The organism is Pantoea phytostimulans (assembly GCF_046118715.1).
Classification (GTDB): Bacteria; Pseudomonadota; Gammaproteobacteria; order Enterobacterales; family Enterobacteriaceae; genus Pantoea; species Pantoea phytostimulans.
On sequence record NZ_CP173698.1, the window covers coordinates 3,444,162 to 3,469,116 of the forward strand.

The 24,955-nt window shown below is 52.4% G+C and carries 19 protein-coding genes and 1 pseudogene; 12 read left to right on the forward strand and 8 right to left on the reverse strand.

All coding sequences use genetic code 11. The features are described from left to right. Positions 1-319: 319 nt before the first annotated feature. On the forward strand, positions 320-1,864 hold the full coding sequence (locus ACF2G4_RS16075) for a PAS domain-containing methyl-accepting chemotaxis protein (RefSeq protein ID WP_215847870.1): 1,545 nt from the start codon (positions 320-322) through the stop codon (positions 1,862-1,864). Here the strand turns inward: ACF2G4_RS16075 and ACF2G4_RS16080 are convergent. Then, the gene (locus ACF2G4_RS16080) at positions 1,861-2,826 is read right to left on the reverse strand and encodes an AraC family transcriptional regulator (protein WP_215847869.1); all 966 of its coding nucleotides are present in this window, start codon (positions 2,824-2,826) and stop codon (positions 1,861-1,863) included. The two genes, ACF2G4_RS16075 and ACF2G4_RS16080, sit on opposite strands and share 4 nt — an antisense overlap. Positions 2,827-2,931: 105 nt before the next feature. Between ACF2G4_RS16080 and ACF2G4_RS16085 the strand changes: the two genes are divergently transcribed. The 3 genes from ACF2G4_RS16085 (at position 2,932) to ACF2G4_RS16095 (ending at position 5,930) form a co-directional block, all read left to right on the forward strand. Beyond that, complete coding sequence (locus ACF2G4_RS16085; RefSeq protein WP_215847868.1) at positions 2,932-4,119, forward strand: MFS transporter; 1,188 nt, start codon at positions 2,932-2,934, stop codon at positions 4,117-4,119. A gap of 215 nt (positions 4,120-4,334) precedes the next feature. Further along, positions 4,335-4,544 carry a DUF1471 domain-containing protein gene (locus ACF2G4_RS16090; protein ID WP_215847867.1) on the forward strand — a complete coding sequence of 70 codons (210 nt, stop codon included), beginning with the start codon at positions 4,335-4,337 and terminating at the stop codon, positions 4,542-4,544. 333 nt (positions 4,545-4,877) lie between these two features. Then, positions 4,878-5,930, forward strand: a complete 1,053-nt coding sequence (locus ACF2G4_RS16095) for a YncE family protein (RefSeq protein WP_409075143.1) — start codon at positions 4,878-4,880, stop codon at positions 5,928-5,930. Positions 5,931-6,163: 233 nt separating this feature from the next. Here the strand turns inward: ACF2G4_RS16095 and sbmA are convergent, their stop codons facing one another. Next, positions 6,164-7,405, reverse strand: coding sequence for a peptide antibiotic transporter SbmA (sbmA, locus tag ACF2G4_RS16100; protein ID WP_243078773.1), 1,242 nt, complete (start codon positions 7,403-7,405; stop codon positions 6,164-6,166). A 275-nt stretch (positions 7,406-7,680) separates the two neighbouring features. Here sbmA and ACF2G4_RS16105 point away from each other — a divergent pair, with 275 nt between their 5' ends. The 3 genes from ACF2G4_RS16105 to ACF2G4_RS16115 are packed head-to-tail and all read left to right on the forward strand — an operon-like array spanning position 7,681 to position 11,527. Next, positions 7,681-8,418, forward strand: coding sequence for a gluconate 2-dehydrogenase subunit 3 family protein (locus tag ACF2G4_RS16105; protein ID WP_243078772.1), 738 nt, complete (start codon positions 7,681-7,683; stop codon positions 8,416-8,418). Positions 8,419-8,420: 2 nt separating this feature from the next. Next, complete coding sequence (locus ACF2G4_RS16110) at positions 8,421-10,205, forward strand: GMC family oxidoreductase (RefSeq protein ID WP_215847865.1); 1,785 nt, start codon at positions 8,421-8,423, stop codon at positions 10,203-10,205. A gap of 11 nt (positions 10,206-10,216) precedes the next feature. After that, positions 10,217-11,527 carry a cytochrome c gene (locus tag ACF2G4_RS16115; RefSeq protein WP_332626546.1) on the forward strand — a complete coding sequence of 437 codons (1,311 nt, stop codon included), beginning with the start codon at positions 10,217-10,219 and terminating at the stop codon, positions 11,525-11,527. A gap of 269 nt (positions 11,528-11,796) precedes the next feature. On the opposite strand, the gene ACF2G4_RS16120 is transcribed toward ACF2G4_RS16115, so the two are convergent. Continuing rightward, complete coding sequence (locus ACF2G4_RS16120; protein ID WP_243078770.1) at positions 11,797-13,209, reverse strand: MFS transporter; 1,413 nt, start codon at positions 13,207-13,209, stop codon at positions 11,797-11,799. Between the two features lie 271 nt (positions 13,210-13,480). Between ACF2G4_RS16120 and ACF2G4_RS16125 the strand changes: the two are divergent. Then, positions 13,481-13,784, forward strand: a pseudogene (locus tag ACF2G4_RS16125) (LysR substrate-binding domain-containing protein); the annotation flags it as partial. A 75-nt stretch (positions 13,785-13,859) separates the two neighbouring features. Continuing rightward, a complete protein-coding gene (gene yjdN, locus ACF2G4_RS16130; protein ID WP_243078766.1) occupies positions 13,860-14,297 on the forward strand; it encodes a VOC family metalloprotein YjdN in 438 nt (145 codons plus the stop codon). 62 nt (positions 14,298-14,359) lie between these two features. Here the strand turns inward: yjdN and ACF2G4_RS16135 are convergent, their stop codons facing one another. The 3 genes from ACF2G4_RS16135 to ACF2G4_RS16145 form a co-directional block, all read right to left on the reverse strand. Beyond that, entirely contained in the window at positions 14,360-15,226 is an 867-nt protein-coding gene (locus tag ACF2G4_RS16135; protein WP_409075144.1) for a nucleoside-specific channel-forming protein Tsx, read from the reverse strand. 278 nt (positions 15,227-15,504) lie between these two features. Continuing rightward, positions 15,505-16,860, reverse strand: coding sequence for a HAMP domain-containing sensor histidine kinase (locus ACF2G4_RS16140; RefSeq protein WP_243078764.1), 1,356 nt, complete (start codon positions 16,858-16,860; stop codon positions 15,505-15,507). Then, complete coding sequence (locus ACF2G4_RS16145; RefSeq protein ID WP_215847860.1) at positions 16,857-17,516, reverse strand: response regulator; 660 nt, start codon at positions 17,514-17,516, stop codon at positions 16,857-16,859. Before ACF2G4_RS16145 ends, ACF2G4_RS16140 begins: the two co-directional genes overlap by 4 nt. Before the next feature lie 245 nt (positions 17,517-17,761). Between ACF2G4_RS16145 and ACF2G4_RS16150 the strand changes: the two genes are divergently transcribed. The 3 genes from ACF2G4_RS16150 (at position 17,762) to ACF2G4_RS16160 (ending at position 21,081) form a co-directional block, all read left to right on the forward strand. Beyond that, positions 17,762-18,130: a helix-turn-helix domain-containing protein gene (locus ACF2G4_RS16150; RefSeq protein ID WP_215847859.1), complete on the forward strand. Its 369-nt coding sequence runs from the start codon at positions 17,762-17,764 to the stop codon at positions 18,128-18,130. 741 nt (positions 18,131-18,871) lie between these two features. Continuing rightward, complete coding sequence (locus tag ACF2G4_RS16155) at positions 18,872-19,768, forward strand: LysR family transcriptional regulator (protein WP_409075145.1); 897 nt, start codon at positions 18,872-18,874, stop codon at positions 19,766-19,768. Positions 19,769-19,878: 110 nt separating this feature from the next. After that, complete coding sequence (locus tag ACF2G4_RS16160; protein ID WP_409075146.1) at positions 19,879-21,081, forward strand: MFS transporter; 1,203 nt, start codon at positions 19,879-19,881, stop codon at positions 21,079-21,081. A 219-nt stretch (positions 21,082-21,300) separates the two neighbouring features. Here the strand turns inward: ACF2G4_RS16160 and ACF2G4_RS16165 are convergent, their stop codons facing one another. Both ACF2G4_RS16165 and ACF2G4_RS16170 read right to left on the reverse strand, forming a co-directional pair. Continuing rightward, the gene (locus tag ACF2G4_RS16165) at positions 21,301-23,691 is read right to left on the reverse strand and encodes a glucose/quinate/shikimate family membrane-bound PQQ-dependent dehydrogenase (protein WP_409075147.1); all 2,391 of its coding nucleotides are present in this window, start codon (positions 23,689-23,691) and stop codon (positions 21,301-21,303) included. A 272-nt stretch (positions 23,692-23,963) separates the two neighbouring features. Beyond that, a complete protein-coding gene (locus ACF2G4_RS16170) occupies positions 23,964-24,572 on the reverse strand; it encodes a hypothetical protein (RefSeq protein WP_409075148.1) in 609 nt (202 codons plus the stop codon). Positions 24,573-24,955: the final 383 nt, after the last annotated feature.

Consider the following 24,955-nt stretch of genomic DNA (forward strand, 5'->3'; position numbering starts at 1 on the left):
GTCGCTTACTTCAGTAAGCTCTCGGCGATGAATCAGCTTGCCGCCTTCCTGCAACGCGAATTATTCGGGTAGAGCCGTGCAGTTCTGTCATTCTCGCGGCTGCAGATGCGTTGGCTACGTTTTAAAGAAGGATTTCATTTACTCTCAAACCCTTCTAATCGATTCAAGCGCCTAAAAAATGTGAAAGCCGCCTCAAAGCGGCTTTTTTCATGGGGAAAATTAATCAGAAACGCTAAAGAGTCTGCGGCGACTTGCCGAAAAGATAACAATTCGTAATCGTTTTCTTTTTACCTGGCCGGCTTGCCTCAAGGAATTTCCCATGCGTAATAACCAACCCGTATCTCAGCGTGAGTATGTGTTTGATGATCATGCGACATTGATGTCGACCACCGATCTCAATAGCCACATCACCTACGCCAACGACGCGTTTATCGAGGCCAGTGGATTCTCGCCAGAAGAAGTGGACGGTCAGCCGCACAACATGGTGCGCCACCCGGATATGCCGTCTGAGGCGTTTGCTGATATGTGGGCAACGCTGAAACAGGGGGAACCCTGGACCGCGCTGGTAAAAAACCGTCGTAAAAACGGTGACCACTATTGGGTGCGCGCCAACGCCATTCCTGTGGTACGCGAAGGCAAAGTGCAAGGCTATATGTCTGTGCGAACCAAACCCAGCACAGAAGAAGTGCGCCAGACCGAAAAGCTCTACCGCGAATTTCGTGAAGGTCAGGCCAAAGGACGCCGTTTTCATAAGGGATTGATCGTGCGGAGTGGCTGGCGTGGTTTTAGCTCCATCCTGAAAACCCTGCCGCTGCGCTGGCGCATCCGCAGCACCTTATTTGCATTGCTGCCGCTTTCCGTCGCCAGTGTCTGGCTACTCGGCGTGACATCTCTGCAGCTCAGCTGCTTTGCGGGCGGCATGGCGATGCTGCTATTGCTGGCCAGTGCATGGCTGGAACAACAAATTTCGCGCCCAATCGAACGCATGTGCAAACAAGCGTTAAGCGTGGCAACCGGATCCAGCCATAAAGTTGAACAGATGGATCGCGTTGATGAAGTGGGCATGACGCTGCGCGCTATTGGGCAGCTCGGCCTCATGTTCCGCTGGCTGGTAGATGACGTTAGCGGCCAGGCGATAAACGTCTTGAGCGCCAGCGATGCGATTGCGCGCAGCAACAACGAACTGAGTCGACGTACTGAACAGGCTGCGGCCAATGTGCAGCAAACCGCCGCCACCATGAACGAAATGACCGCCACGGTGAAGAGCAACACCGAAACCGCCAGCGAAGTGAATTCGCTCTCCGCTAACACCAGCGGTGCCGCGATCAAAGGCGGTGAAGTGATGAAAGAGATGATGGGGATGATGGGGGAGATCGCCGACAGTTCTAAGCGTATCGCCAACATTACCAGCGTGATCGATGGCATCGCCTTCCAGACCAATATCCTGGCACTGAACGCAGCTGTAGAAGCGGCGCGCGCCGGCGAGCAGGGCAAAGGTTTTGCTGTGGTGGCGGGTGAAGTCCGCAGTCTGGCGCAGCGCAGCGCCAAAGCCGCCAGCGAGATCAAAACGCTGGTGGAAACCAGCGCCAGCCGTGTGAAGTCGGGGAGTGATCATGCGGATGCTGCGGGTCGAACCATGCAGGATATCGTCTCGCAGGTGCAAAACGTGACGTCGCTGATTGCACAGATCAGTGCGGCAACCGCCGAACAATCCATCGCCCTCAGCGAAGTCAGCACGGCGGTTGAAGATCTTGATGATATTACGCATCAGAACGCTGCTCGCGTACAGGAAAGCGCCGAAGCATCGGGGCGCATGACGCATCAGGCCAACCGTTTGGTCGAAGCGATCAGCGTGTTCCGCTAAGAAGCCACCGCCTGCGTGCTGTCTCGACCCGCACGCAGTGCGCCGGGCGATTGTCCCACAATGCGTTTAAATGCGCGGCTAAACGCCGCCAGCGAGCCGTAGCCAAGATGATAGGCGACGGCTTCCACGGCTTCGCCATTATTCACGATACGCTGTACCGCCAGCCGCATGCGCAGTTCAGTCAGATAACGCAGCGGCGTCATGTTAGTTGCATTCAAAAAGCGCTCCGCAAACACCGAACGTGAACAACCCGCTTCGCGGGCTAAACGTTCTACTGTCCAGTTTTCGCCGGGTTCACGGTGCATCGCGGCAATCGCCTGACTCAACCGCGGATCGCGCATCGCCTGCACTAACCCGCTGCTTTGACCGCAGCCGTTCTCTACCCAGCCACGCACAATCAGGGCGGCGACCACATCGGCAAGGCGCGACAAAATACCGGCGAAACCCGCCTGTCGAGTACGTGATTCTCGCTCCATCGCCGCCAAAATTGGGCTGATTTCAGGGTATTGTGACAATAGGGTGCTGACCAGCATCACGTCTGGCATGGTGTTGATCAGCGGCTGCATGCCGCCCAATTCAAACGCCATACAGGCGCTAAACAGAATCACGCTGTGTTCGTCTTTACACGCATCGGCGGGCGCGGCAATCGCACAAACGCTGTCGCAGATCGGCTTGCTTTCCAGCTTGTTAATCGACTCGCATAACGCTTCTTCGCTGGAGATCAAACTGTGCGGCTTGCCGTGCGGCACCAGCAGAGCATCGCCGCTGTTGAGCTGAAAAATGTTGCCGGAAGCGCTGCGCACCAGCAGCGAACCGCGCCCGACAAAGTGAAACTGCGCGCGGCCTGGCGCGTTATCAAAGCGCAGTCCAAACGGCGCAGAGACTTCGATACGCTGGTAATTCACACCATACAGGCGCATTCCCATCAGCAGTTCACTGGTCAGATCTTCATAGTGGCTCATGCGATTCCAGACGAATTATCAATAAACACGGTGTACGCATCATAGATCGTCTTTTGTCTGCCCTCTATGCTCACACTTACTTTTTTTATCCTCTGGAGAAGCAGCATGAGTCTGAGCACAGAAGTGGCTGATGAGGTTTCCTCACCCGCCCGTCCCGCGTGGGGCGCGGTATTTGCTATGGCGTTTGGCGTTTTTAGCTTAATTACCGCCGAATTTTTACCGGTCAGCTTGTTGACGCCGATGGCGGCGAGTTTAAACGTCTCAGAAGGACAGGCGGGGCAAACGGTGACGGTTACCGCGTTGGTCGCGCTGTTTACCAGTTTGATCACGGCTAGCGTCACGCGCCGCCTTGATCGCCGCGTCGTCATGCTGACATTTTCACTGTTAATGATCGCCTCAGCGTTGCTGGTGGCGTTTGCGGAAAACCTGACTGTGATCCTGCTGGCCCGCGTACTGCTGGGCATGGCGATCGGGGGATTCTGGACGCTCTCGACCGCCATTACTATGCGGCTAGTGCCCAGCGATCAGGTGCCGCGCGCGTTGTCGATTGTGTTCAGCGGGATTTCGCTGGCAACGATTATCGCCACGCCGGCAGGCAGCTATCTTGGTGGCCTCATCGGCTGGCGTAACATCTTCCTGCTGACAGCGATGTTGGGCGCGGTGGCGCTGTTGTGGCAATTCTTTACCCTGCCTGCGATGCCTGCAGAGAACAAAGCGCGCAACGGCGGCGTGTTAGATCTGCTGCGAATCAAAGTGATGCGCTGGGGAATGCTGGCAGTGATCATGATGTTCACCGGTCACTTTGCCTTCTTTACCTATCTGCGCCCGTTCCTTGAGGGTGTGGCGCTACTGAATCTGAATCAGCTGTCGCTGGTGCTGTTGGCCTTTGGCGTCGCGAACTTTTTCGGTACTTCGCTGGCGGGTTATCTGGTGACGCGCAGCGTGTCGTTAACCTTAAGCGGCATGGCGTTGTTAATGAGCGCAACGGCGTTTCTGTTAGTGACGTTTGGCGATGTAAGCTGGATGGTCGGCGCAGGCGTGGCGTTGTGGGGCATGGCGTTTGGATCGATGCCGACCGGCTGGTCAACCTGGATTTCTCGTGCAGTACCGGATGATGCAGAATCGGGCGGCGGCTTGCTGGTGGCAACCATTCAGCTGGCAATTACCTTTGGTGCTGCGGCTGGCGGCTGGATGTTCGATTTACAAGGCGCAGGCGGTGTGTTCCTCGCCAGCGGCGCGCTGATGTTACTGGCAGCCATCACCATCTTTACTCGCGTGAGACACCACGGATAACTTTCTTCTATGGCAGCGATATATGCTGCCTTTTTTATTTGGCATAGTGAATTAACCTTTTGCGTCTTTACTGCGCTAATTGTGCTTTTTATAATCAGTTATTTTGAATGAGTTCAGCAAATCTCTCCGCTTTTTCTTGATCAACTTCTCACCTAATATATCTATCAACAAGGCGACAACGCCTAACTTCTTAAAAATTGACCAAGGAATTGACCATGAATACCATCAAAACTTTTGCTGCTGTAATGACTCTTTCACTCCTGCCTTTTGCTGGTTTTGCACAAACCGTGACCGCTACCGGCACTACGCTGGATGGTGCAGAAGCGAAAATCGCTGCACAGGCTCAGGAAACTGGTGCTTCCTATAAAGTGACTGAAGCTTACTTCAATAACGGCGTACACATGACCGCTGAATTGACTAAATAAGTTATCTCTTGCGCCGACAGGACGCCTTTGGGCGTCCTGTCGGCGTTTCTGCCAGTACCTGGCAATAATAATCCTGTCACTTTCCCACCGAAATAATTATTATTCTCAAGAAATATTCATTCTCATTTTTTATACCCTAAATAATTCGCGTTGTAGGAAGGCGGCAAATCCGTAAATCCTGATGAGCATATTGAGATCAGTGATTCGCGTGAATGAGAGCAGCCAACGTGCCTGCTATGAGAAGTATGACGGGAATTTTTGCTTTATTTATCAGGTTGCAATGATGGGCTTTCTTTCCGCTGCTTTTCGCGGTGGATTTACTATGGAGAAGTTATGAAAGCTTTAACGACTAAGCAATGGGCGCTGCGTCCTCTGCTGCTGGCAACAGCACTGTTTTCTGTTTCGGGTCTACTGGCTGCACAAGCTGAAGATCTGAATCAACCGATTGGTAAAGGTGCTTACGAGCTGGCAGTAAGCCAGAAAGATAACGCACTATTCCTGGCGACTGCGCAAAACGCTGACGGCAAAGGCGGCACCGTTTTCCGTCTTGATCCGCAGGATTTAGCGGTGAAGCAATCAATCAACACTGAGCTGAAAACCTTTGGCGCTGCGATTAATCCGCAAACCAATATTCTTTACTTCGGCAATACCGTGAATGGCTCGTTAACCTCTGTTGACGCCAGCAGCGGCAAAGTGCTGAACACGCTGGTGCTGGACAGCCGCAAGCGTGGCGAAAGCGTGCGTCCACTGCAGCCGCGTCAAGTGGCCGTTGATGCGAAAACCGATCACGTCTACGTCACGGGTTTAGGCCCTGAAAGCGTGGTGTGGGTCGTTGACGGTAAAACGCTGCAACTGATCAGCACCGTGACGAACACCGGCAAAATGGGCACCGGTTTAGCCGTCGATTCTGACGCGCAAAAAATCTATGTCACCAATAGCGACGGCGAGTTGGTCACTATCAATACGCGTACCAATGCCATTGAGAAAAAGCAGAAGATTGATGCGGAAAAAGAGCATTTCTTCCTGAATATTGCTCTGGATACAAAAGGTCAGCGTGCGTTCCTCAGCGATTCAAAACAGTCGCAGGTGCTGGTCGTTGATTTACGCGATCAAAAAGTCATTCATAAGATTGACGTGCCGGAATCGCTGGCGGTGCTGTTCAATGCCGATCGCGATGAGCTGTATGTAACACACCGTAAAGCGGGCGAAGTGAGCATCATTGATGCCAGCAGCTACAAGGTGAAGCGTACGGTGAAAACGCCGGGTCTGCCGAACAGCCTGGCGCTGTCAGCCGATGGCAAAGCGCTGTTTGTTAGCGTCAAGCAGCCGGGTTCGCGTAAAGAGCCACCGAAAAATCCAGACAGCGTGATGCGTATAGCGCTTTAAGTCTGATCTCTGCGTGCGTCCTCTGTCCTCTGCGCGCTGTCCCCCATCCCGGCCTTCCCCCGCGAAGCGGGGGAAGGAGACGCTGCCACATGCAGCTTTACTACTCGCATATTGCAGCATCTTCCTCCCCCATGTATGGGGGAGGACTGAGGTGGGGGCCAAACGACCTCGCACTCAAGAGGACCGAGGTGGGGGCCAAACGACCTCGCACTAGACCACAGTCCAAGCCAAAACTACACCTCTTCGGACGCCTCACGCATCATCTCTTCATGCGGAATGTCCTGCAAAATCTGCTCGAAACTGCGCAGACGTTTGTAGATCGACATCAACTCCACCAGCGTTGACCACGACGTAATCAGATACTGGAACGAGCTACGCACCTGATCAAATACGTTGGTAATCTGGTTTAACAATCCCAGCGTAATGGTGCCTGCCACAATCGACGGAAACAGCAGGAACAAGCCAAAGACGTTATCCACCTGCAAATAAAGAATGCGGGTGATGTTGAAATAGAGATAGTGAAAGTAAAGGCGGAAATAGTTAGTCCGTACCCGGCTGAACAGCTCCTGCACGGTGGGTGGCGAGGCGCGTGAAGCATCATCTTCGCCGTAAACCAGCTCTTTACGATATGCTGCTTCTACTCGCTGATTGCGGAACTCCAGCCCCGGCAGTTTAATTCCCACCAATGCTAACAGCCCGGTACCAAACACTGACCACAGCACCGCGGCGATCACCAGCGCATAGGGAATGTTACCCAGAAACGGCACATCTTTAACGTGATGTGACAGCGTGACCAGCACCGGTAAAAAGGCCACCAGCGTCATAATTGCCTGAATAAAGCTCACGCCCCAATCTTCCAGCGTGGTGGCAAAGCGCATGGTGTCTTCTTGTACACGCTGAGCGGCGCCTTCGACATGACGCAGGCGTTGCCAGTTGTGCATGTAGTAATTGTTCATCGCGGTACGCCAGCGGAACACCCAATGACTAATGAAGAATGAGTTCATCACGCCAATCACTACGGCAATCAATGCGATGCCTAAAAATGCTCTGACTTCACCATAAAATTCACTGATTTGTACCGAACCGGCTTTAGTCAGCGCTTTCTGGATCAGGTCATAGAAAGGCCCATACCAGGCGTTAATCGCCACGCCAACCTGCACGCCAAACCAGGTCACAAAGATAATCAGGGCTGAACCCCACACTGACCAACGCTGCCAGGGATGATTATCAATCACCCGCCAGGCCAGCGCGAAAACGGTCACCATGATCCAGTAATAGGCATAAAACCATAGCTGACTGGCAGCGATAAAGCGTGCTGCCGTGGTCGGTAAAGGCTGTTTCATTGCGGCATCAAAAGCTGGCCATAACGCAGGTATACGATCGGCAAAACCGAACCACGCAAAAATAGCCAGCAAGCTCCAAATCGCTGCTGAGCTAAAAAACAGCGCTGGCCGGGGGAAAAAGGACTTAAACATAGGTTCTCCGCTGTTGTGTGCAGACTGTTATAACGTTTTTGGCTGCTCTCTGTAAGTGATGTGATGTATCAGACAATGAATGCGTGGCGATGGATGTTAATGAATTTGTGCGATTTTGTTTCCATCCCCTCAATCTTTGTGGCTAACGGTGTTACACTAACGGCAATTGTTACCGGTAACAATAAAGCTGTAACCCTAAAACCGCTTATAAAAACCATTACAACGCAATCAATTACTCTTTCATGCCGCATTGTATGCGGTACTGAGGCAATGTCATGTCAGAACAAAAAAAGGGTCATTCACGCAGGGATTTTTTGCTGAAGACCATCACCCTGGCGCCAGCAATGGCGGTGGGTGGCGCTACTATGGGTGCATTCACAACACCAATGGCAGCGCAGGCTGCAGAAGTAAATTCAACCGGCCCGCAACAGGCGCGTGATTATCAACCCAACTGGTTTACTGCCGAAGAGTTCGCTTTTATTAAGGCGGCGGTCGCGCGCCTGATCCCCAACGATGATCGGGGTCCCGGCGCACTGGAAGCGGGCGTACCGGAATTTATCGATCGTCAGATGAATACCCCTTATGCGACCGGTGCAACCTGGTACATGCAGGGACCGTTCAATCCTGACTTGCCGAAAGAGCTGGGTTATCAGCTGCCGCTGGTACCGCAGCAAATCTATCGGCTGGGCCTCGCCGATGCGGATGACTATAGCAAACAGCAGCATGGAAAAGTGTTCGCTGAGCTGACTGGCGACCAGCAAGACGCCTTGTTACAGGCAATGGAAAGCGGCAAAGCCGAGTTCAAACAACTGCCAAGTAAAACCTTCTTTGCGTTCCTGATTCAAAACACCCGCGAAGGCTTCTTCAGCGATCCGATCCACGGCGGCAATCAAGGCATGGTGGGCTGGAAGCTGATTGGCTTCCCAGGCGCTCGCGCCGACTTTATGGATTGGGTAGAGCGCGGCGAACAATATCCGTTCCCGTCAGTGTCGATTCGCGGAGAGAGAACGTAAGCATGGCTAACGAAAATAAAAAAGTAGACGCGGTGATTGTTGGGTTCGGCTGGGCTGGCGCAATCATGGCGAAAGAGCTGACCGAAGCCGGGTTAACCGTGCTGGCGCTGGAGCGCGGTCCGCATCGCGATACGTATCCTGATGGATCGTATCCGCAATCCATTGATGAACTGACCTATAACATCCGCAAAAAGCTGTTCCAGGATCTGTCAAAAAGCACCGTAACGATTCGCCATAACGCGTCGCAAACCGCCGTGCCTTATCGTCAGCTGGCTGCCTTTTTACCCGGCACCGGCACCGGCGGCGCGGGCCTGCACTGGTCTGGCGTGCATTTCCGTGTTGATCCGACTGAATTGCGTATGCGCAGTCATTACGAAGAGCGTTACGGCAAAAACTTCATTCCTGAAGGCATGACGATTCAAGATTTCGGCGTGAACTACGACGAGCTGGAACCCTTTTTTGACAAGGCTGAGAAAGTGTTTGGCACCTCCGGTACGCCTTGGAGCATCAACGGTAAAGTGGTGGGCAAAGAGATCGGTGGCAACCCGTTTGCACCCGATCGCTCAGATAAGTTTCCACTGCCAGCGCAAAAGCGCACCTACTCGGCGCAGCTCTTTTCCCAGGCGGCAGAATCGGTTGGCTATCATCCTTATGACTTGCCTTCAGCGAACACCTCTGGCCCCTATACCAACACCTACGGCGCGCAAATGGGCCCGTGTAATTTCTGCGGCTACTGCAGTGGTTATGCGTGCTACATGTATTCCAAGGCATCGCCAAACGTCAACATCCTGCCCGCGCTGCGTCAGGAGCCGAAGTTTGAATTACGCAACAACGCTTACGTGCTGCGCGTTAATCTGACCGATGACAAAAAGCGCGCCACCGGCGTGACGTACGTTGATGGTCAAGGCCGTGAAGTTGAGCAGCTGGCGGATTTGGTGATTCTTTCTGCGTTCCAGTTCCACAACGTGCATCTGATGCTGCTGTCGGGCATTGGCAAGCCCTATAACCCGATTACCAATGAAGGCACCGTTGGTCGCAACTTCGCGTACCAAAACATCTCCACGCTTAAAGCGCTGTTCGACAAAAACACCACCACCAATCCGTTTATTGGTGCGGGTGGCGCAGGCGTAGGTGTGGATGACTTTAATGCCGACAACTTTGATCACGGCCCGCACGGCTTTGTCGGTGGTTCGCCGTTCTGGGTTAACCAGGCGGGTACCAAACCGATTTCGGGTCTGCCGACGCCGACCGGCACGCCAAACTGGGGCAGTAAGTGGAAAGCCGCCGTCGCGGACACTTACACCCATCACGTATCGATGGATGCCCACGGCGCGCACCAATCTTATCGTGCCAATTACCTTGATCTCGATCCTAACTACAAAGATGCCCACGGCCAGCCGCTGCTGCGCATGACCTTTGACTGGCAGGAAAACGACATCAAGATGGCGCAGTTCATGGTCAGCAAAATGCACAAAATTGCGGAAGCGATGAACCCTAAACTGATCATGGGCGCCGCGAAAACCGCTGACAGCCATTTCGATTCCACCGTTTATCAAACCACGCACATGAATGGCGGGGCGATCATGGGTGAAGATCCCAACACCAGCGCGGTTAACCGCTATCTGCAAAGCTGGGATGTGCCGAATGTGTTTGTACCTGGCGCGTCAGCCTTCCCGCAAGGGCTGGGTTACAACCCAACAGGCATGGTGGCGGCGCTGACGTATTGGTCCGCGAAAGCCATCCGCGAGCAGTACCTGAAAAATCCAGGTCCACTGGTGCAGGCATAAGGAACATGGCGATGAAAAAAGGCATTTTGGCCCTGATTCTGGGCACGTTGACGTTCTCTGCACTGGCGGACGACAGCAACAGCGATTTGGTAAAGCGCGGCGAGTATCTGGCGCGTGCCGGTGACTGCGTGGCGTGTCACACCAGCAAAGACGGAAAAGCCTTTGCGGGTGGCTTACCGATGGTCACTCCGATCGGCACTATTTATTCGACCAATATCACGCCGGATAAATCGACTGGGATCGGTGATTACAGCTACGACGACTTCCAAAAAGCGGTGCGTCACGGCGTGGCGAAAAATGGCGATACGCTCTATCCGGCGATGCCATTTCCCTCTTATGCAGTGGTCAATGATGACGACATGAAGGCGTTGTATGCCTACTTCATGCATGGCGTTGCGCCAGTTAATCAAGCTAATCAAGACAGCGATATTCCCTGGCCGCTTTCGATGCGTTGGCCGCTGGCGATTTGGCGTACTGTGTTTGCACCGGAAGTGAAGGCTTTCAAGCCGGCTGAGCAGGAAGATCCCACGCTGGCACGAGGACGTTATCTGGTTGAAGGCTTAGGCCACTGCGGCGCATGCCACACGCCACGTAGCATCACTATGCAAGAGAAAGCCCTGACCAATAACGAAGGGAATGATTATTTGTCTGGCAGCAGCGCACCGGTTGACGGCTGGACCGCCAGCAACCTGCGCGGCGACAACCGCGATGGTTTAGGCCGCTGGAGTGAAGACGATTTGAGCCAGTTCCTGCGTTACGGTCGTAACGATCACACCGCAGCCTTTGGCGGCATGACCGAAGTGGTTGAGCATAGCTTGCAGCACTTGAGCGACAACGACATCACGGCGATTGCGCGTTATCTGAAATCATTGGGTGCGAAAGATCCGCATCAAACGGTGTTCAGCGTTGATGAGGCAACGGCGAAAGCGCTGTGGAAAGGGGATGATCATCAGGCGGGTGCCTCGCTGTATGTCGACAGTTGTGCAGCGTGTCATAAAACCGATGGCAGCGGTTATCAACGTTTTTATCCTGCGTTGCGCGGCAATCCGGTGGTGTTGGCTGACGATCCAACCTCGCTGATTCATATCGTGCTGGTGGGCGGCGAATTGCCGGGTGTGAAAGGTGCGCCATCAACCATCACCATGCCTGCATTTGGCTGGCGTATGAATGATCAGCAGGTCGCGGATGTGGTGAACTTTATCCGCACCAGCTGGGGAAATAAGTCCGACAAACAGGTCAGCGCCAAAGACGTTGCCGAACAGCGTAAAGATGTGAAGGATCGCACTGGTAGCGCAGATATCAAGGTGCTGGAAGGCAAGTGATTTTTGGCGGCGTACGCATTTTAGACGGAGTACGCTGTCCCCCATCCCGGCCTTCCCCCGCGAAGCGGGGGAAGGAGACGCTGCCCCATGCAGCTTTACTACTCGCATATTGCAGCATCTTCCTCCCCCATGTATGGGGGAGGACCGAGGTGGGGGGGCAAACGACCTCGCACTCAAGAGGACCGAGATGGGGGGCAAACGACCTCGCACTCAAGAGGACCGAGGTGGGGGACAAACGACCTCGCACTTAAGAAAAACAAGCGCAGAGGTTAAATATTCTCTAAATCAATGCCGCGCGTTTTCGGGCCATAAATTCCCACCGACAACATCACCATCAGCATACTCAGCACAATAAAGGCGATCACGCCTTGCGTGCCGGCGTACTGCAAAATCAAGCCAATCAAAATGCTGCTGAACACTGTCGATAAGCGGCTGAACGAGTAGCAAAAGCCAACCGCACGGGCGCGAATATGCGTCGGGAAGATCTCAGTTTGATAAGCGTGATAGCTAAATGTCAGCCAGGCGTTGGAATAGGTGATCAAAAAGCCGCAAATAATCAGCAGCACCGGATTGGTCTGGAAGGCGAACAGCGTGCCGAATATTACCGTCATCAGCGACGACATCACAATCTGCCATTTATTTTCAAACTTATCGGCGTAACGGCTGCAAATCAATGAACCGAGCGGGTAGGCCAGCGTGATAAAAAAGGCATAAAGCAAACTGTGTGTGACCGTGGTGCCTTTGCCCGACAGCAGCGCGGGCAGCCAGTTACCGAAGCCGAAGAAACCAATTGCCTGGAAGAAATTCATCACCACCAGCATCAGGGTGCGCTTGCGATAAGCGGGGGCCCAAATCTCGCTGAAACGCCCTTTTTTCGGCAGTTGTGCCGCGGCATCATCGGGTGGGAAATCTGCGCCCGGCGTCATGCCACAACGCTTTTCCATTGCCGAGAGCACCTGATGCGCCTCTTGATGACGGCCTTGTTGCGCCAGCCAGCGTGCCGATTCCGGCAGGTTTTTGCGAATAAACCAAATCACCAGTGAACAGAGCGCGCCTGCAATCACCACCCAGCGCCAGCCTTCCAGGCTGAGGATGGTTTGCGGCACCAGCCACCACGACATCAAAGCCACCGCAGGCACTGAGAGAAACTGAATGAAAAATGAAAACGCGAAGGCGCGGCTACGCAGATGCGTAGGCACCCATTCCGACAAGTAGGTATCGATGGTGACAAGCTCAATGCCCAAACCAATACCGACTAAAAAGCGGAACAGGATGATCATTTCGGCGCTTTGCTGAAAAGCCATCAGCAGCGAAAACAGGCCATACCACATGAGTGCGCACATAAACGTCAGGCGGCGACCAAAGCGATCGGCGTAGGGCGCCAGCAGGCTTGCGCCAAAAAACAGACCCAGAAACGTTGCAGAAGCAAAAGCGGCCTGATCGGAAAAGCCAAACACGCCTGCGCTGCCCGTATGAAAAACGCCGGTGGCCAGCAAGCCAGAACTGATGTAGCCGGTTTCAAACAGGTCGTAGAGTTCGAAGAAGCCGCCTAGCGCCAGCAAAGAAATGAAACGCCACAAACCGGCGGAGGAAGGCAGCGCATCAATGCGTCCCGCTAAGCTGTTGTTGGGTGCCGACGAAGCGTGCGTCGGCGCCATCCCTGTTGGGCAGGCTGTTGTCATTTTTACGTAAACCTCGGTGTGGCAGTGTTTGCAAATCTCGCTAGCGGTCTTGATTAGATTTAAAAATAATTAACCGTTAGCAAGCGAAGAGATAGCAGGATAATAAATTCGAGGATCGTTGCCGAGAGGCAAGTTGGTGAGTATTTAGCAACGTACGTTGCAGTTTTCGCCGTCCATGGCGAATCGGGATTAATGCAGTTGTGGATAGACGCCTGGACCAATCGGTAAACCTAACGCGTACCAGACCAGAAGCAGTGCAATCCAGCTGATAAAAGTGGTCGTGCGGAAAGGGCATCCGCTCGAGAAAGCGCGCTCGCTGGCAGCGTTGCAGCGTTGCAGCAATGTAACTGGACTATGCCAACACCCAACGGCAGCTATTATCGCTTGCTGCATGATCCGTTTGACGAGCGCGGCATGGCACCGAAAATTGTCGTTACCTGCGAAACCTTTATGGCCTGCACCCGCCTGGTGGCGTAGAGCGATTTCGTCTCTAACTTGTTGGTGGAAAAGACGCTGCGCTAACGCCGATGAGCAGCTACATGGCGCAGTTATTCCGTAGAAATTGCCAGCAGTGACAAGTGACCGGCTCTCATCGTCTACACTTTGGAGTGTGGTGAATAAATCCATCCAACCCACCAATGGAGGTTACGATGCAAGTGAGTCCTTACCTGTTTCTCTACGGCCGTTGTGAAGAAGCGATCGAGTTTTACTTGAATGCGACGGGTGGCGAGCTGCTCTATAAGGTGACTTTTGGCGATATGCCGGAGCAGGGCGAGCAGGTCGGCGATAAATCAGCGCCGCCGCTACCCCCTGAAAAAATCATGCATGCGCATTTGCGTATCGGGCAAGGGGAGCTGATGTTAAGTGACGGCAACCCTAATCAGCCGCCCGCTTCTGAGCACGCAGGTTACGCGGTCAGCCTGGCGACAACCGATACGGCGCAAGGTGAAGCCTGGTTTGAAAAGTTATCAGCCGGGGGGAAAATCACAACGCCTTGGCAGGAAACATTCTGGGCCAAAGGGTTTGGTATGTTCATCGATAAGTTCGGAATTCCATGGCGCATCAATGTTTTGAAGCCGCATGAATAAAGGCAAAGCGCTCTTCCCCAAGTGGGGAAGAGCGAGGCAGGCGGCGAATGCCGCCTGTGGCATTAGAAGTTATAACCTGCAACCAGGTAATAACCCCAACCGGTAGATTTCACTTCAAAATCACCGTTACCAAAGTTCAGCTCACGGCCATCAGCCCACTGTCCGCCATTGTGGAAATAACGCGCCACGGCAGAGAAATGCCAGTGATCGTAACCCAAAGAGAGGATGTGGCTAGAGGCGATAGAGTTACTGGTACGTGAAGAGCCGCCTTTTTCAGCCAGGTCTGAACCCCAATCGAAGTTAGTGAAGCCCACGTAACCCAGATTACCCCCCCACAGCGTGGTGATCGGTACAAAGTATTTCACTTTGAAGCGATAGCCATCCCAGCTATTTTCGTTCGCCGCGCCGTAGTTTTCCCACTGGTATTTCGCATAAACGTTCAATGAAAGGCCAACATCGCTGTGCGTATCGATGTCGGTTCCTAAACCCATGTACCAGGTATTTTGGCGATTATCGCTGTTATGACCCATGTCGTAGATGTAGTTATTGGCGAAATACCACTCTTTGAATGGACCAAACGCCAGGCTGGTGCCGGTCAGTTTGTCGATAGAGAAGCGCGGTTCGATCTCCATGAACATCGGTGAGCCGTGGTCAAAAATGCCGTTGGCATTGCTGTTGCCCACGCCGAAGAAATTTGTCAGGTCGAGGTAGCCATAAAAATCGAACCAATCTTTCTTGGCGAAAGCTTCATATTCCAGATAAACATCGTTGTTGAACTGGGGTCCGAAACGCGTGTGGTAGCTGCCCACCACGTTGACGCTCTGGTGCCACCAGTCAGAAACATACTGCGGATCGCTTTCAGCCGCTTGCGCAGCGCCGCTCATGGAACATGCCAGCAAGGCACCTGCTACCAACGTTTTAAATTTCATTATCATTAACCACATGCTTTTGACCGCTGCACGACTGGCGCGATCAGAGTGAAATCGATCCCTTGATGGGCAGTGAATTGTTTTAATCAACCAAAGGCGTTTTTAAGCTCGCGTAGCGTGCCTGCAACAAGGGGATAGAAAATAGATTTTGCTCACGTTTGTCAAAATGTGTTGCATGATAATTCAGCTGAAATGTGATGATGATCACATTAATAGCGGGTAGCGAACGGAACCAGGCAACCGTTTACGTTGTCAGGTTCCGTTTTGAACAGGTGAGATCAGGGAAGGGTAACGCGAACCTGCAAGCCGCAAATGGCGCCTTGTGGATTGAAACAGTTGGAAAGTGCGACGTGAATGCTGTTCTTTTCCGCCACGCTACGCACAATCGATAAACCCAGACCGCTGCCTTGAGCTTTCACATCTGGCGAACGGGCAAAGCGATCAAAAGCACGCTCAATAAACGATTCCGGTATACCCGGCCCGTTATCAACAATATCGACCACCGTTTGTCCCGCAACGCGATGCAGTAAAACATCCACCAAACTGCCTTCTGGCGTATGTAACATGGCGTTACCAATCAGGTTGTCGAACAGGCTACGTAGTTCGGAGCGGCTCGCCTGCAAACGATAATGGGTAGAGCCGTTGAAACCGATGTCGATACCACGCTTATCTGCCACAACCATGAGCTGCTCAATGCTCTCTTTCAGCAGATCGTCCAGTTCAATATTCTCGATGCTGGCGACCACGGTTTGATCTTCCTGACGTGAAATATTCAGTAACTGTGTGACCAAATGACGTGTGCGCGTCACGCCCGCTTCAAGCTGATCAAACTGGCGGCTGGCTTCACCCTGTTGAATATGTTGGCGTAAATTTTCTAGCTGTAAGGTAACAGCGGTGACAGGCGTTCGCAGTTCATGAGCAGCATCTTCCAAAAATTGACGCTGGGCCGACCAGGCTGCGCGCAGTTTATCGAGCAGCGAGTTGTAAGCCGCAACCAGCGGCAGGATCTCATCCGGTAAGCCATCGGGCGAAACATTGTGGGGATGATGTGTTTCCTGGGCGGCGATCTGGCGCGACGCGACGCGGAGATCGCGGGTGATCTTACGCACTACCAACCAGATCACCAGCAGCGAAAGCGGCATCATTAGGATCAATGGTACGATCGCTGAGAGTGCCCGCTTCACCATCAACTCTTTCATATAGCTCAGGTTATGCATCACCTGAATGGTTTTGATATCGCTGCCGGGTTGGCCGGGTCGCGTATAAATACGCCATTCGCAATCATGGCAACCGCCGACATCGGCATCGTGATAGCCTTTTTTCGCTTGCAGCGGGGCGTGCAGCTCTGGCCAGGAGCTGGCGCGCAGTTGACCATCGGCATCCCAGAGCTGAACCACAAACGCGCTTTTCAGCTTGTCGGCTGGCACCATAAGGGGCATTAACGCAGGAATTTGTTTGTTGGTTGCCCAGGCATCGGCGATTTTAGAGAGCTGATCATCCTTCATAGTGCCAATCATGTCGCCATAGCAGCTGAAGAAATACCAGCTCACGCCGCCAATCATCAATAAATGGATAATCAGCAGCGTGCTCAATAATTTATTACGCAGGGATCGCATAAAAGTGAAAGGTTTCATATTGCCGGTACTCGCCAGCCTAACCCGCGCACATTGCGGATTGCATCGTTGTCTAATTTGCGGCGCATACCGTGAATCAACACATCCACCGCGTTGCTGGTGACCTCTTCGCCCCAGCCGTAAATGCGGTTTTCCAACTGCTCACGAGACAAAATGGCGCCCGGACGCTCCAGTAAGGCATACAAAAGCGCATATTCACGCGCGGTAAGCTGCTCGCGCTGGCCTTTGTACATCACTTCACGCGTCAACATGTCTAGCTGCACATCGCCGCTGCCTAACACCGAATCTGCCGCGCCGTGACGACGTCGGGTAATGGCACGCATTCTTGCCAGCACTTCTTGCAGATCAAAAGGTTTAAGCAGGTAATCATCTGCGCCGGTGTCCAGCCCTTGTACGCGCTGCGCCACGGTATCGCGTGCGGTGAGAATCAGCACTGGCGTCGCATCGCCACGGCTGCGCGCCCGGCGTAACACCTGCAAACCGTCATCACGTGGTAAACCGAGATCGAGCAATACGCAGCTGTAGCCGCCCTCAGCCCAGGCATTATGGGCAAAAACGCCGTCACGAACCCAGTCAACTGACCAGCCCGCTGCTTCCAGCGCCTGCTGTAAATTTGCGCCAATCATTTCATCATCTTCGACTAACAACACACGCATGGATGATGTCCTCTAAAAAGTTGCTGGCAGTGTAGCGCTGGCAGCAGTTTAGCGCTGGATAGTTAGCGCAGAATTATATCCGTTAACCTTCACGCGGTAGACAGGTGGCCGCAGCACGTTTTAGGTCAGGTTTAAGGCCCGAAAAGCGCAGATGCTAATTCTGCGCTAATTTTCTGCTAATTAAGGGATAAATTTAACGCGTTAAAGTGGGTTCACTGCACATCAGGCGATATCAGGAGGACCCCATGAATCAGCGCGAGTTTATTCGTAGTTTGCTGGAGTGGATTGAAGGCAATTTAGGACACGATTTGCATCTGGACGAGGTAGCACGTCGCTCCGGCTATTCCCGTTGGCACCTGCAACGATTATTCCGGCAGCACACCGGTTTCTCACTGGCTGAATATATTCGTCAGCGGCGTTTAACCGAGTCTGCGTTGACCTTGCTCAGTAGCAATGAAGCCATTTTACAGGTGGCGATGAGTTATGGTTTCGATACGCAGCAGGCGTATACGCGTACCTTTAAAAACTATTTTATGGTGACGCCAGGGCAACTGCGTCGTCAAAGACGCGTCGAACCCGATCGTCTTTTATTCCCGCTGGCTATGGCAAGCTGAAAATTCCGACGTTCTTGCCATGGCATACGTTGCAAACGCTGTTGATCGAGAACGTCGGAATGATCGCCTTTGGCCAAATGATGGTATTGGCAGGTGTACGAATTCGGCATGCACCCGAATAATAATAAACAGGCGGGATACTGACGAGAGTAAGACATATCAGCCAAGATGAAATTCGTTTGTATTAGACAGAGCAAGAGAAAATAACAGAACGGCGAGCATGAAAAAATAAAGTAAAGGCTGTTTCTCATTGGTTAGTTTTATTGTTTTTTTCCGCGATGAGGATATTTTCGCTCGGTTGCAGGTTCCCTCTGAATGAGCTCCTGCATTGGCATTACTGTTGAAGTCACTGTTGAAGTCACTGTTGAAGGCTTCACTGAAGATAGCACCATCCTAAGCACCGCTGTGCCTACTTTTTGGCATTTTTAACCGGGTGAGGTTCTGCTGGTTTCGTCGCCTGTTGCCGCATTGATAATGCCATTTTTATCGCCTTCAATTAAACCTTATACGCTAATGTCCGTTATTAGTTTCTGGGCAGGTTTATCGACATAATTACCGATAGCAGATCAAAAAAATACCGCTTTAAGACTCCACTCTCTTATTTTCCTTCTTGGTTAGTTCAGCGTGTGAAACGACATTTATTTAAATATAAACTCACGATAAACGCGAATTAACGCCCTGAGCGTAACGTATGATATTTTTATTTCAAATGATGCGAAAGAGATCAGCCAGGGATGAGTAATGGATAACAGTGATAACCTGACCGCCATGCTGTTGTTTGCGCGTGTCGTAGAGTTAAAAAGTTTCACCGAGGCGGCACGCGCACTGGGATTATCTAAATCTCACGTCAGTCGCGAAATTGCCCGGCTGGAAGTGCGGCTTGGTATCAAACTTTTACAACGCACCACCCGCAAAATGGCGCTCACTGAACTGGGGCAGGCCTATTATCCTTTCTGCATGCGGATGCTAGCTGAGATGCATCGTGCGGATGCCTTCGTGCAGCAGATGCATCAGGAACTTACAGGCAATGTGCGGTTGCAAGCACCGGTAACGTATGGCTGCCAATGTATTGTGCCGCTGCTTAATCGCTTTCTTCGCCGCCACCTGCATATCAATATTGATCTTGATTTAACCGATCGCAACAGTGATGAAATCAGCGATCAGGTCGATGTGGCGATTGTTATCCGCGCCCGTGCACCTCAGCAGGGCAATTTTCGCGTCCTCAGCGATATCGATTGGGGATTGTACGCCGCGCCAGGTTATCTGATGCAGCATCCTGCTATTAGCCATCCTGATATGTTGCCACGCCATGATTTGCTGATGTTTCATGGCCCTGCGCACACGGCGGCACTGCCGTTTCGCCGAGATAAGCAGCGACTGGTGGTGGAAGTTCGCAGCCGTTTTCGTGCTAACAACAGCATGGCGCTATTAAACGCCGCACTCGCCGGTAGCGGTATTGCTTATCTGCCTTCCTATATGGCGCAGGAAGCAGTGGCGCGGGGAGAAATTCAGCAGCTATTGCCGGAATGGCAAATGGATCGTCTGCAAAGCTATCTGCTATTACGCGATGCCGAACAGCCGACTTCGCCCATCAGCTTACTCTGCGACACGTTAATTAACGCATTAGCATCGGCGTGATTGTTGTTCAGTAGCAACAGAAAGGGCTACAGAGTAAATATCACGCCGCGACTGTTGTTTGATATGCACCATTGGTAGCCTGACTCCCTGATCATTATCGGGAATTTGCTATGGAACAGAGTGCAGTTGTGGAGTTTCAATACTGGCGGCGCAACTTATGGGTTTGCGTATTGGGATCGTTCAGCACCATTGTGGCGATGACACTGCTGTTGCCGTTCTTGCCGCTTTATGTTCAGCAATTAGGCGTAAGTGAACCGGCTGCAATTGCTCGTTGGTCAGGCATCGCTTATGGCGCCACGTTTTTTACAGCTGCCCTGACCGCGCCGCTCTGGGGAAAACTGGCCGATCGCTACGGACGAAAACTGATGCTGATCCGCGCCAGCCTCGGCATGGCGGTGGCGATGTCGCTGATTGGTATGGCAACCGCGCCGTGGCAACTGGTTGCGCTACGTTTACTGGCGGGATTATTAGGCGGTTATGCCTCTGGCTCGACCATCTTAGTGGCCTCGCAAACCCCCAAATCGCAGACCGGCTGGGCATTGGGAATATTGGCTTCAGGGATTATGGCCGGTAACGTCGTTGGCCCGTTGCTGGGCGGTGCGCTGCCGCCGTTGATTGGCATTCGACAAACTTTCTGGCTGACCGGTGCGGTGATTTTCCTCGCTTTCCTGGCGACGACCTTTTTATTAAAAGAAGTCCCTAAACCAAAAACGAGAGAAAAAACCAGCACGACAGAGCACGAAGCGGAACAGCCTGTGAATCGTTCGCTGGTGCGGTTAATGTGGCTTTCGGGCATGCTGCTGATTTTCGCCAATATGTCGATTGAACCGATTATTACTCTTTATATCGGTCAGTTTGTGCAGGGTGATCAGGCAGTGACATTCATGGCGGGCTTGGTAATGTCTGCCGCCGCGTTGGGCAGCATTCTCTCTGCACCGAGGCTGGGTAAACTGGCGGATCGTATTGGCCACTGGCGTATATTAACCGCAGGTTTGCTGGTGTGTGCGCTGTTATTAATCCCGCAGGCATTTATCACGGCGGCATGGCAATTAGTGGTTTTGCGATTCCTGATGGGAATGGCGCTGGGCGGATTAATGCCCTGCATCACCGCGATTATTCGCCATAACGTGCCGGAAACGCAGGTCGGACGGATGCTGGGCTATTCGACTTCGGCGCAGTATATCGGCCAGGTCAGCGGGCCACTGTTTGGTGGATTTGTCGGCGGCGCTTTTGGAATGAGGCCGGTATTTTTAGCCACCTGTGTAGTGATGGCAATGTGTGGCTGGCTGAACTGGCGGCGTAGCCGGGGTTAATGGGGTTGGCGTTCGCTCAGAGCTCGCTGTCCCCCATTCCGGCCTTCCCCCGCGAAGCGGGGGAAGGAGACGCTGCCGTATTTGGGGAAGGAGACGCTGCCGTATTTGGGGAAGGAGACGCTGCCATATTTGGGAAAGGAGGCGCTGCCGCATGCGGAAAGCATTAGCCATAAAAAAAGGCGGACCGAAGTCCGCCTTGTGTGATTCGCTTAACGCGTATTACTTGCTGTCTGGCAATGCATAGGCAATCACATAATCACCCAGCTTGGTACCAAACGAACCGTGGCCACCAGCAGCAATGACAACATACTGCTTGCCATTTACTTCATAGGTCATCGGCGTTGCCTGGCCGCCTGCTGGCAGACGTGCCTGCCACAACATTTCACCGGTATCGGTGCTGAAAGCGCGCAGATAGTTATCTGCGGTTGCACCAATGAAGAAGACTTTACCGGCGGTAGTGATTGGGCCGCCTAACATTGGCATGCCCATTTTGAACGGTAATGGAACCGGTGCGCTGTCGCGGACGGTACCGATACGTTTTTTCCACACTACGTCGTTGGTTTTCAGGTCAACAGCAGAAACGTAACCCCATGCTGGTTGCTTACACGGCAGACCGAACGGAGAAAGGAACGGATTCAGCTCAACGCCGTAAGGCACGCCGTACTGTGGCTGAATACCGGTTTCTGTACCGGAACCGCCTTCAGCACCTTTCGGTGGCTCAATTGGGTTGCCGGGACCACGCGGGATCAGCTTCGACACAAACGGCAGCGCCATTGGGTTAGCTATCGCGATCTGACGATGTGGATCGACCGCAATACCGCCCCATTCGAACATGCCGAGGTTACCTGGAAACACCAACGTACCTTGCTCTGACGGCGGCGTGAACGGACCTTCATAGCGCAGACGCTTGAAGATCACGCGGCACACCAGCTGGTCATACATCGTCGCGCCCCACATGTCCTTGTCTGTCAGATTCTGTTTAGGACGGAAGGTCAGTTCAGAGTGCGGTTGCGTGGCAGAGACATGATCGCCTTTGGCGGCACCCTGTGGAACCGGCGTTTCTGGCGCAGGAACCACTGGCTTACCCGTACGACGATCCAACACGAAGATGTTACCGGTTTTAGCCGGAGCATAAATCACCGGAACGGTGTTGCCATCTTTGTCGGTGATATCAGCCAGCGTTGGCTGTGAAGGCAAGTCCATATCCCACAAATCGTGGTGAACAGTCTGATACGACCATACCAGTTTACCGGTAGTGGCGTTCAGAGCCAGCACGCTGCTCGCGTAACGCTCCTGCTCTGGCGTGCGATTACCGCCCCAGATATCTGGCGTGGTAACGCCCATCGGCAGGTAAACGGTATCCAGTTTTGGATCGTAAACCGCAGGGGCCCACGAGTTCGGCGAGTTCATGGTGAAGGTGTGTTCATCAGCCGGAATCGCGTTAGGATCTTTCGCGCCTGGATCAAACACCCACAACAGTTTACCGGTGTTCACATCAAAGCCACGAATAACACCTGAAGGTTCACGGGTAGAGTAGTTATCTGTTACGGCACCTGCCATCACGATAGTGGTATCGGTGATGACTGGCGGAGAAGTAGGCTCATACTGGCCCGGCGTAGTAACCGGCTGCTTGTGCTGCAGATCCAGCTCGCCGTTATTGCCGAATGCTGGGCAACGCTCACCGGTTTCTGCGTCCAACGCAAACAGACGACCATCGTTCACTGGCAGATAGACACGACGCGAGCACAGCGCAGGCTGGCTGTTTGCTGCATCCGCTGCGGCCGGAACTTCATGGTAAGAGACGCCACGACAGGTAATATGCTGGAATGTTGGGTTCGGCTTCAAGCCGGGATCAAATTTCCATTTTTGCTTACCGGTTGTTGCATCCAGCGCAAACAGAATCTGATGCGGGGAACAGAGATAAAGCGTGTCGCGGATTTTAATCGGCGTGACTTCATCGGTGATTTCACCCGGATCGTTCGCGGTTTTCAAATCGCCGGTCTGGAACTGCCAGGCAACCTGCAGCTCTTTAACGTTTTGATTGTTGATCTGCTTCAGCGGAGAAAAACGCGTACCCTGCTGGTCGCGGGCATAAGCTGGCCAGTCAGCGTCAGCGATGTTGCTCAGCGGCTGGGCTTGAGGAGCATTGTCGGCAGTCGCCGGCACTGAACCCTCAATAACCTGCGGATCGTTGAAGACGGCATAGGCGAGAACCAGAACGCTGGCAACCAACGCCACGCCCATTGCGCCTAACGCACCTTTGCCGACGCTGTTAAAGCCGCGATAAACAAACGGCAGAATCAGCCAAATGCCGAAGATCACCAATACGTCGGTACGCGGTGCCAGCGCCCAGAAGTCAGTGCCGACTTCCCAGACACCCCACACCAATGTGGCGAGCAGCAGCAAAGCGTAAACGATCAGCGCGGCACTGTTGCGACGCCAAATCAGGAAAGCGGTAAGCAGCATCGCTGCACCGCCGATGATGTAATACCAGGAACCACCAATGGCGGCTAACCAAATACCGCCAATCAACATAAACGCACCCGTCAGCACTGCGAACAGCACTGTCAGGAGACGAATTACGCCAAAAGATGAGGAGTTTTTCCCCATAATATCGACCTCGTTTCGTTGCCATAAACATGAGAAAACAACCGTATAAGCTGTTTTCAGTTATAAGATACTGATGGAAAAGGTGTTCTTATCTGACTCTTCCAATAAGTCTTTAGATCCCTGTGAAGTAAATGTTATAGCAAAATCGTTAAGAGGTTTGATTTTTTTAGCTTAATGCTCTTAACGTAATGAATAATGCGACATTTTATGGGGTTATATGCGAGGTAAGGGCGCGAGTATGCGCCCTTAAGACAACGAGGCCATATTTAGCGTTATATCTCCAGCAGTTCACCTTCAGAGCGCTGTTGCTGCCAACCACTCATATTCAACGCCGCCAATTGTTCAGCCGATAATCGCGGTTCATGACTGCGGACAATCACCTCAGCGTCTCTTTCACGAAATGACGCCATAAAAAAAGGAAAGGTGAATTTTTGATAATTTTCATTAAAGAAACTTTCATTCAGCACAATGCCAGAGAGGGGAAAAGAATCCATCACGCGCCAGTCTGCGCCAGGCGGTGCAAAGTCATAGAGCCAGAAACTAAAATCGTTTGATAATTCAAGCAGTGCCGCGTAATGCGCTTTTAAACTGGAATAATTGATACCAAGCCTAACGCGGCTGTTTTTCAAATGAGAATAAGCCTGAGGCACCTTAATCATTCCCTGTAATCTAATTTCTTCAAACGGGATAATCATTAATGTTGCTTCATTAGCGAGTTGGTTATGTAATGAAATTATGTTGCGCGTATTAAGTATGTTTGGATTGTCCTGGGTTGAACGGGTTGAATGGAGATAAGGCACGCTATAGCAAATGCCAGCGACATTACTATTCACGTGATGAATTTGTTCAGTAACATAAGGATTGTATAAACTGTTTTCCATTATCTCTATTAAAAAATTATAAAAATTAATTGGATATTAATTATTGATATAAACATTTTTACGTTAAAAACGCGGCTAAATATAAAACAATTTTGTAAGTCAAATCACCCTTTTTATTGCGTTATTTAATTTATATCTGGTATTAAACCGGGAAATTACCGCTTGGCTTCCAATAATTACGACAAATATATTCAACAAGCGGAACAAGTAGGACGTTAATTGAATTATCAAAATAACATCGCGTAAGTGAATGAACGTCAACGATCGTTCGCACGGGATGCCGTTGCCTGGCAAGCTATTTTCACGCACCCTAAAGCTGAGTAAAAGCATGACAAGGTGCGGCTGCGCCACACAGAACACCGTGCAACGACGCGGGACAGGCC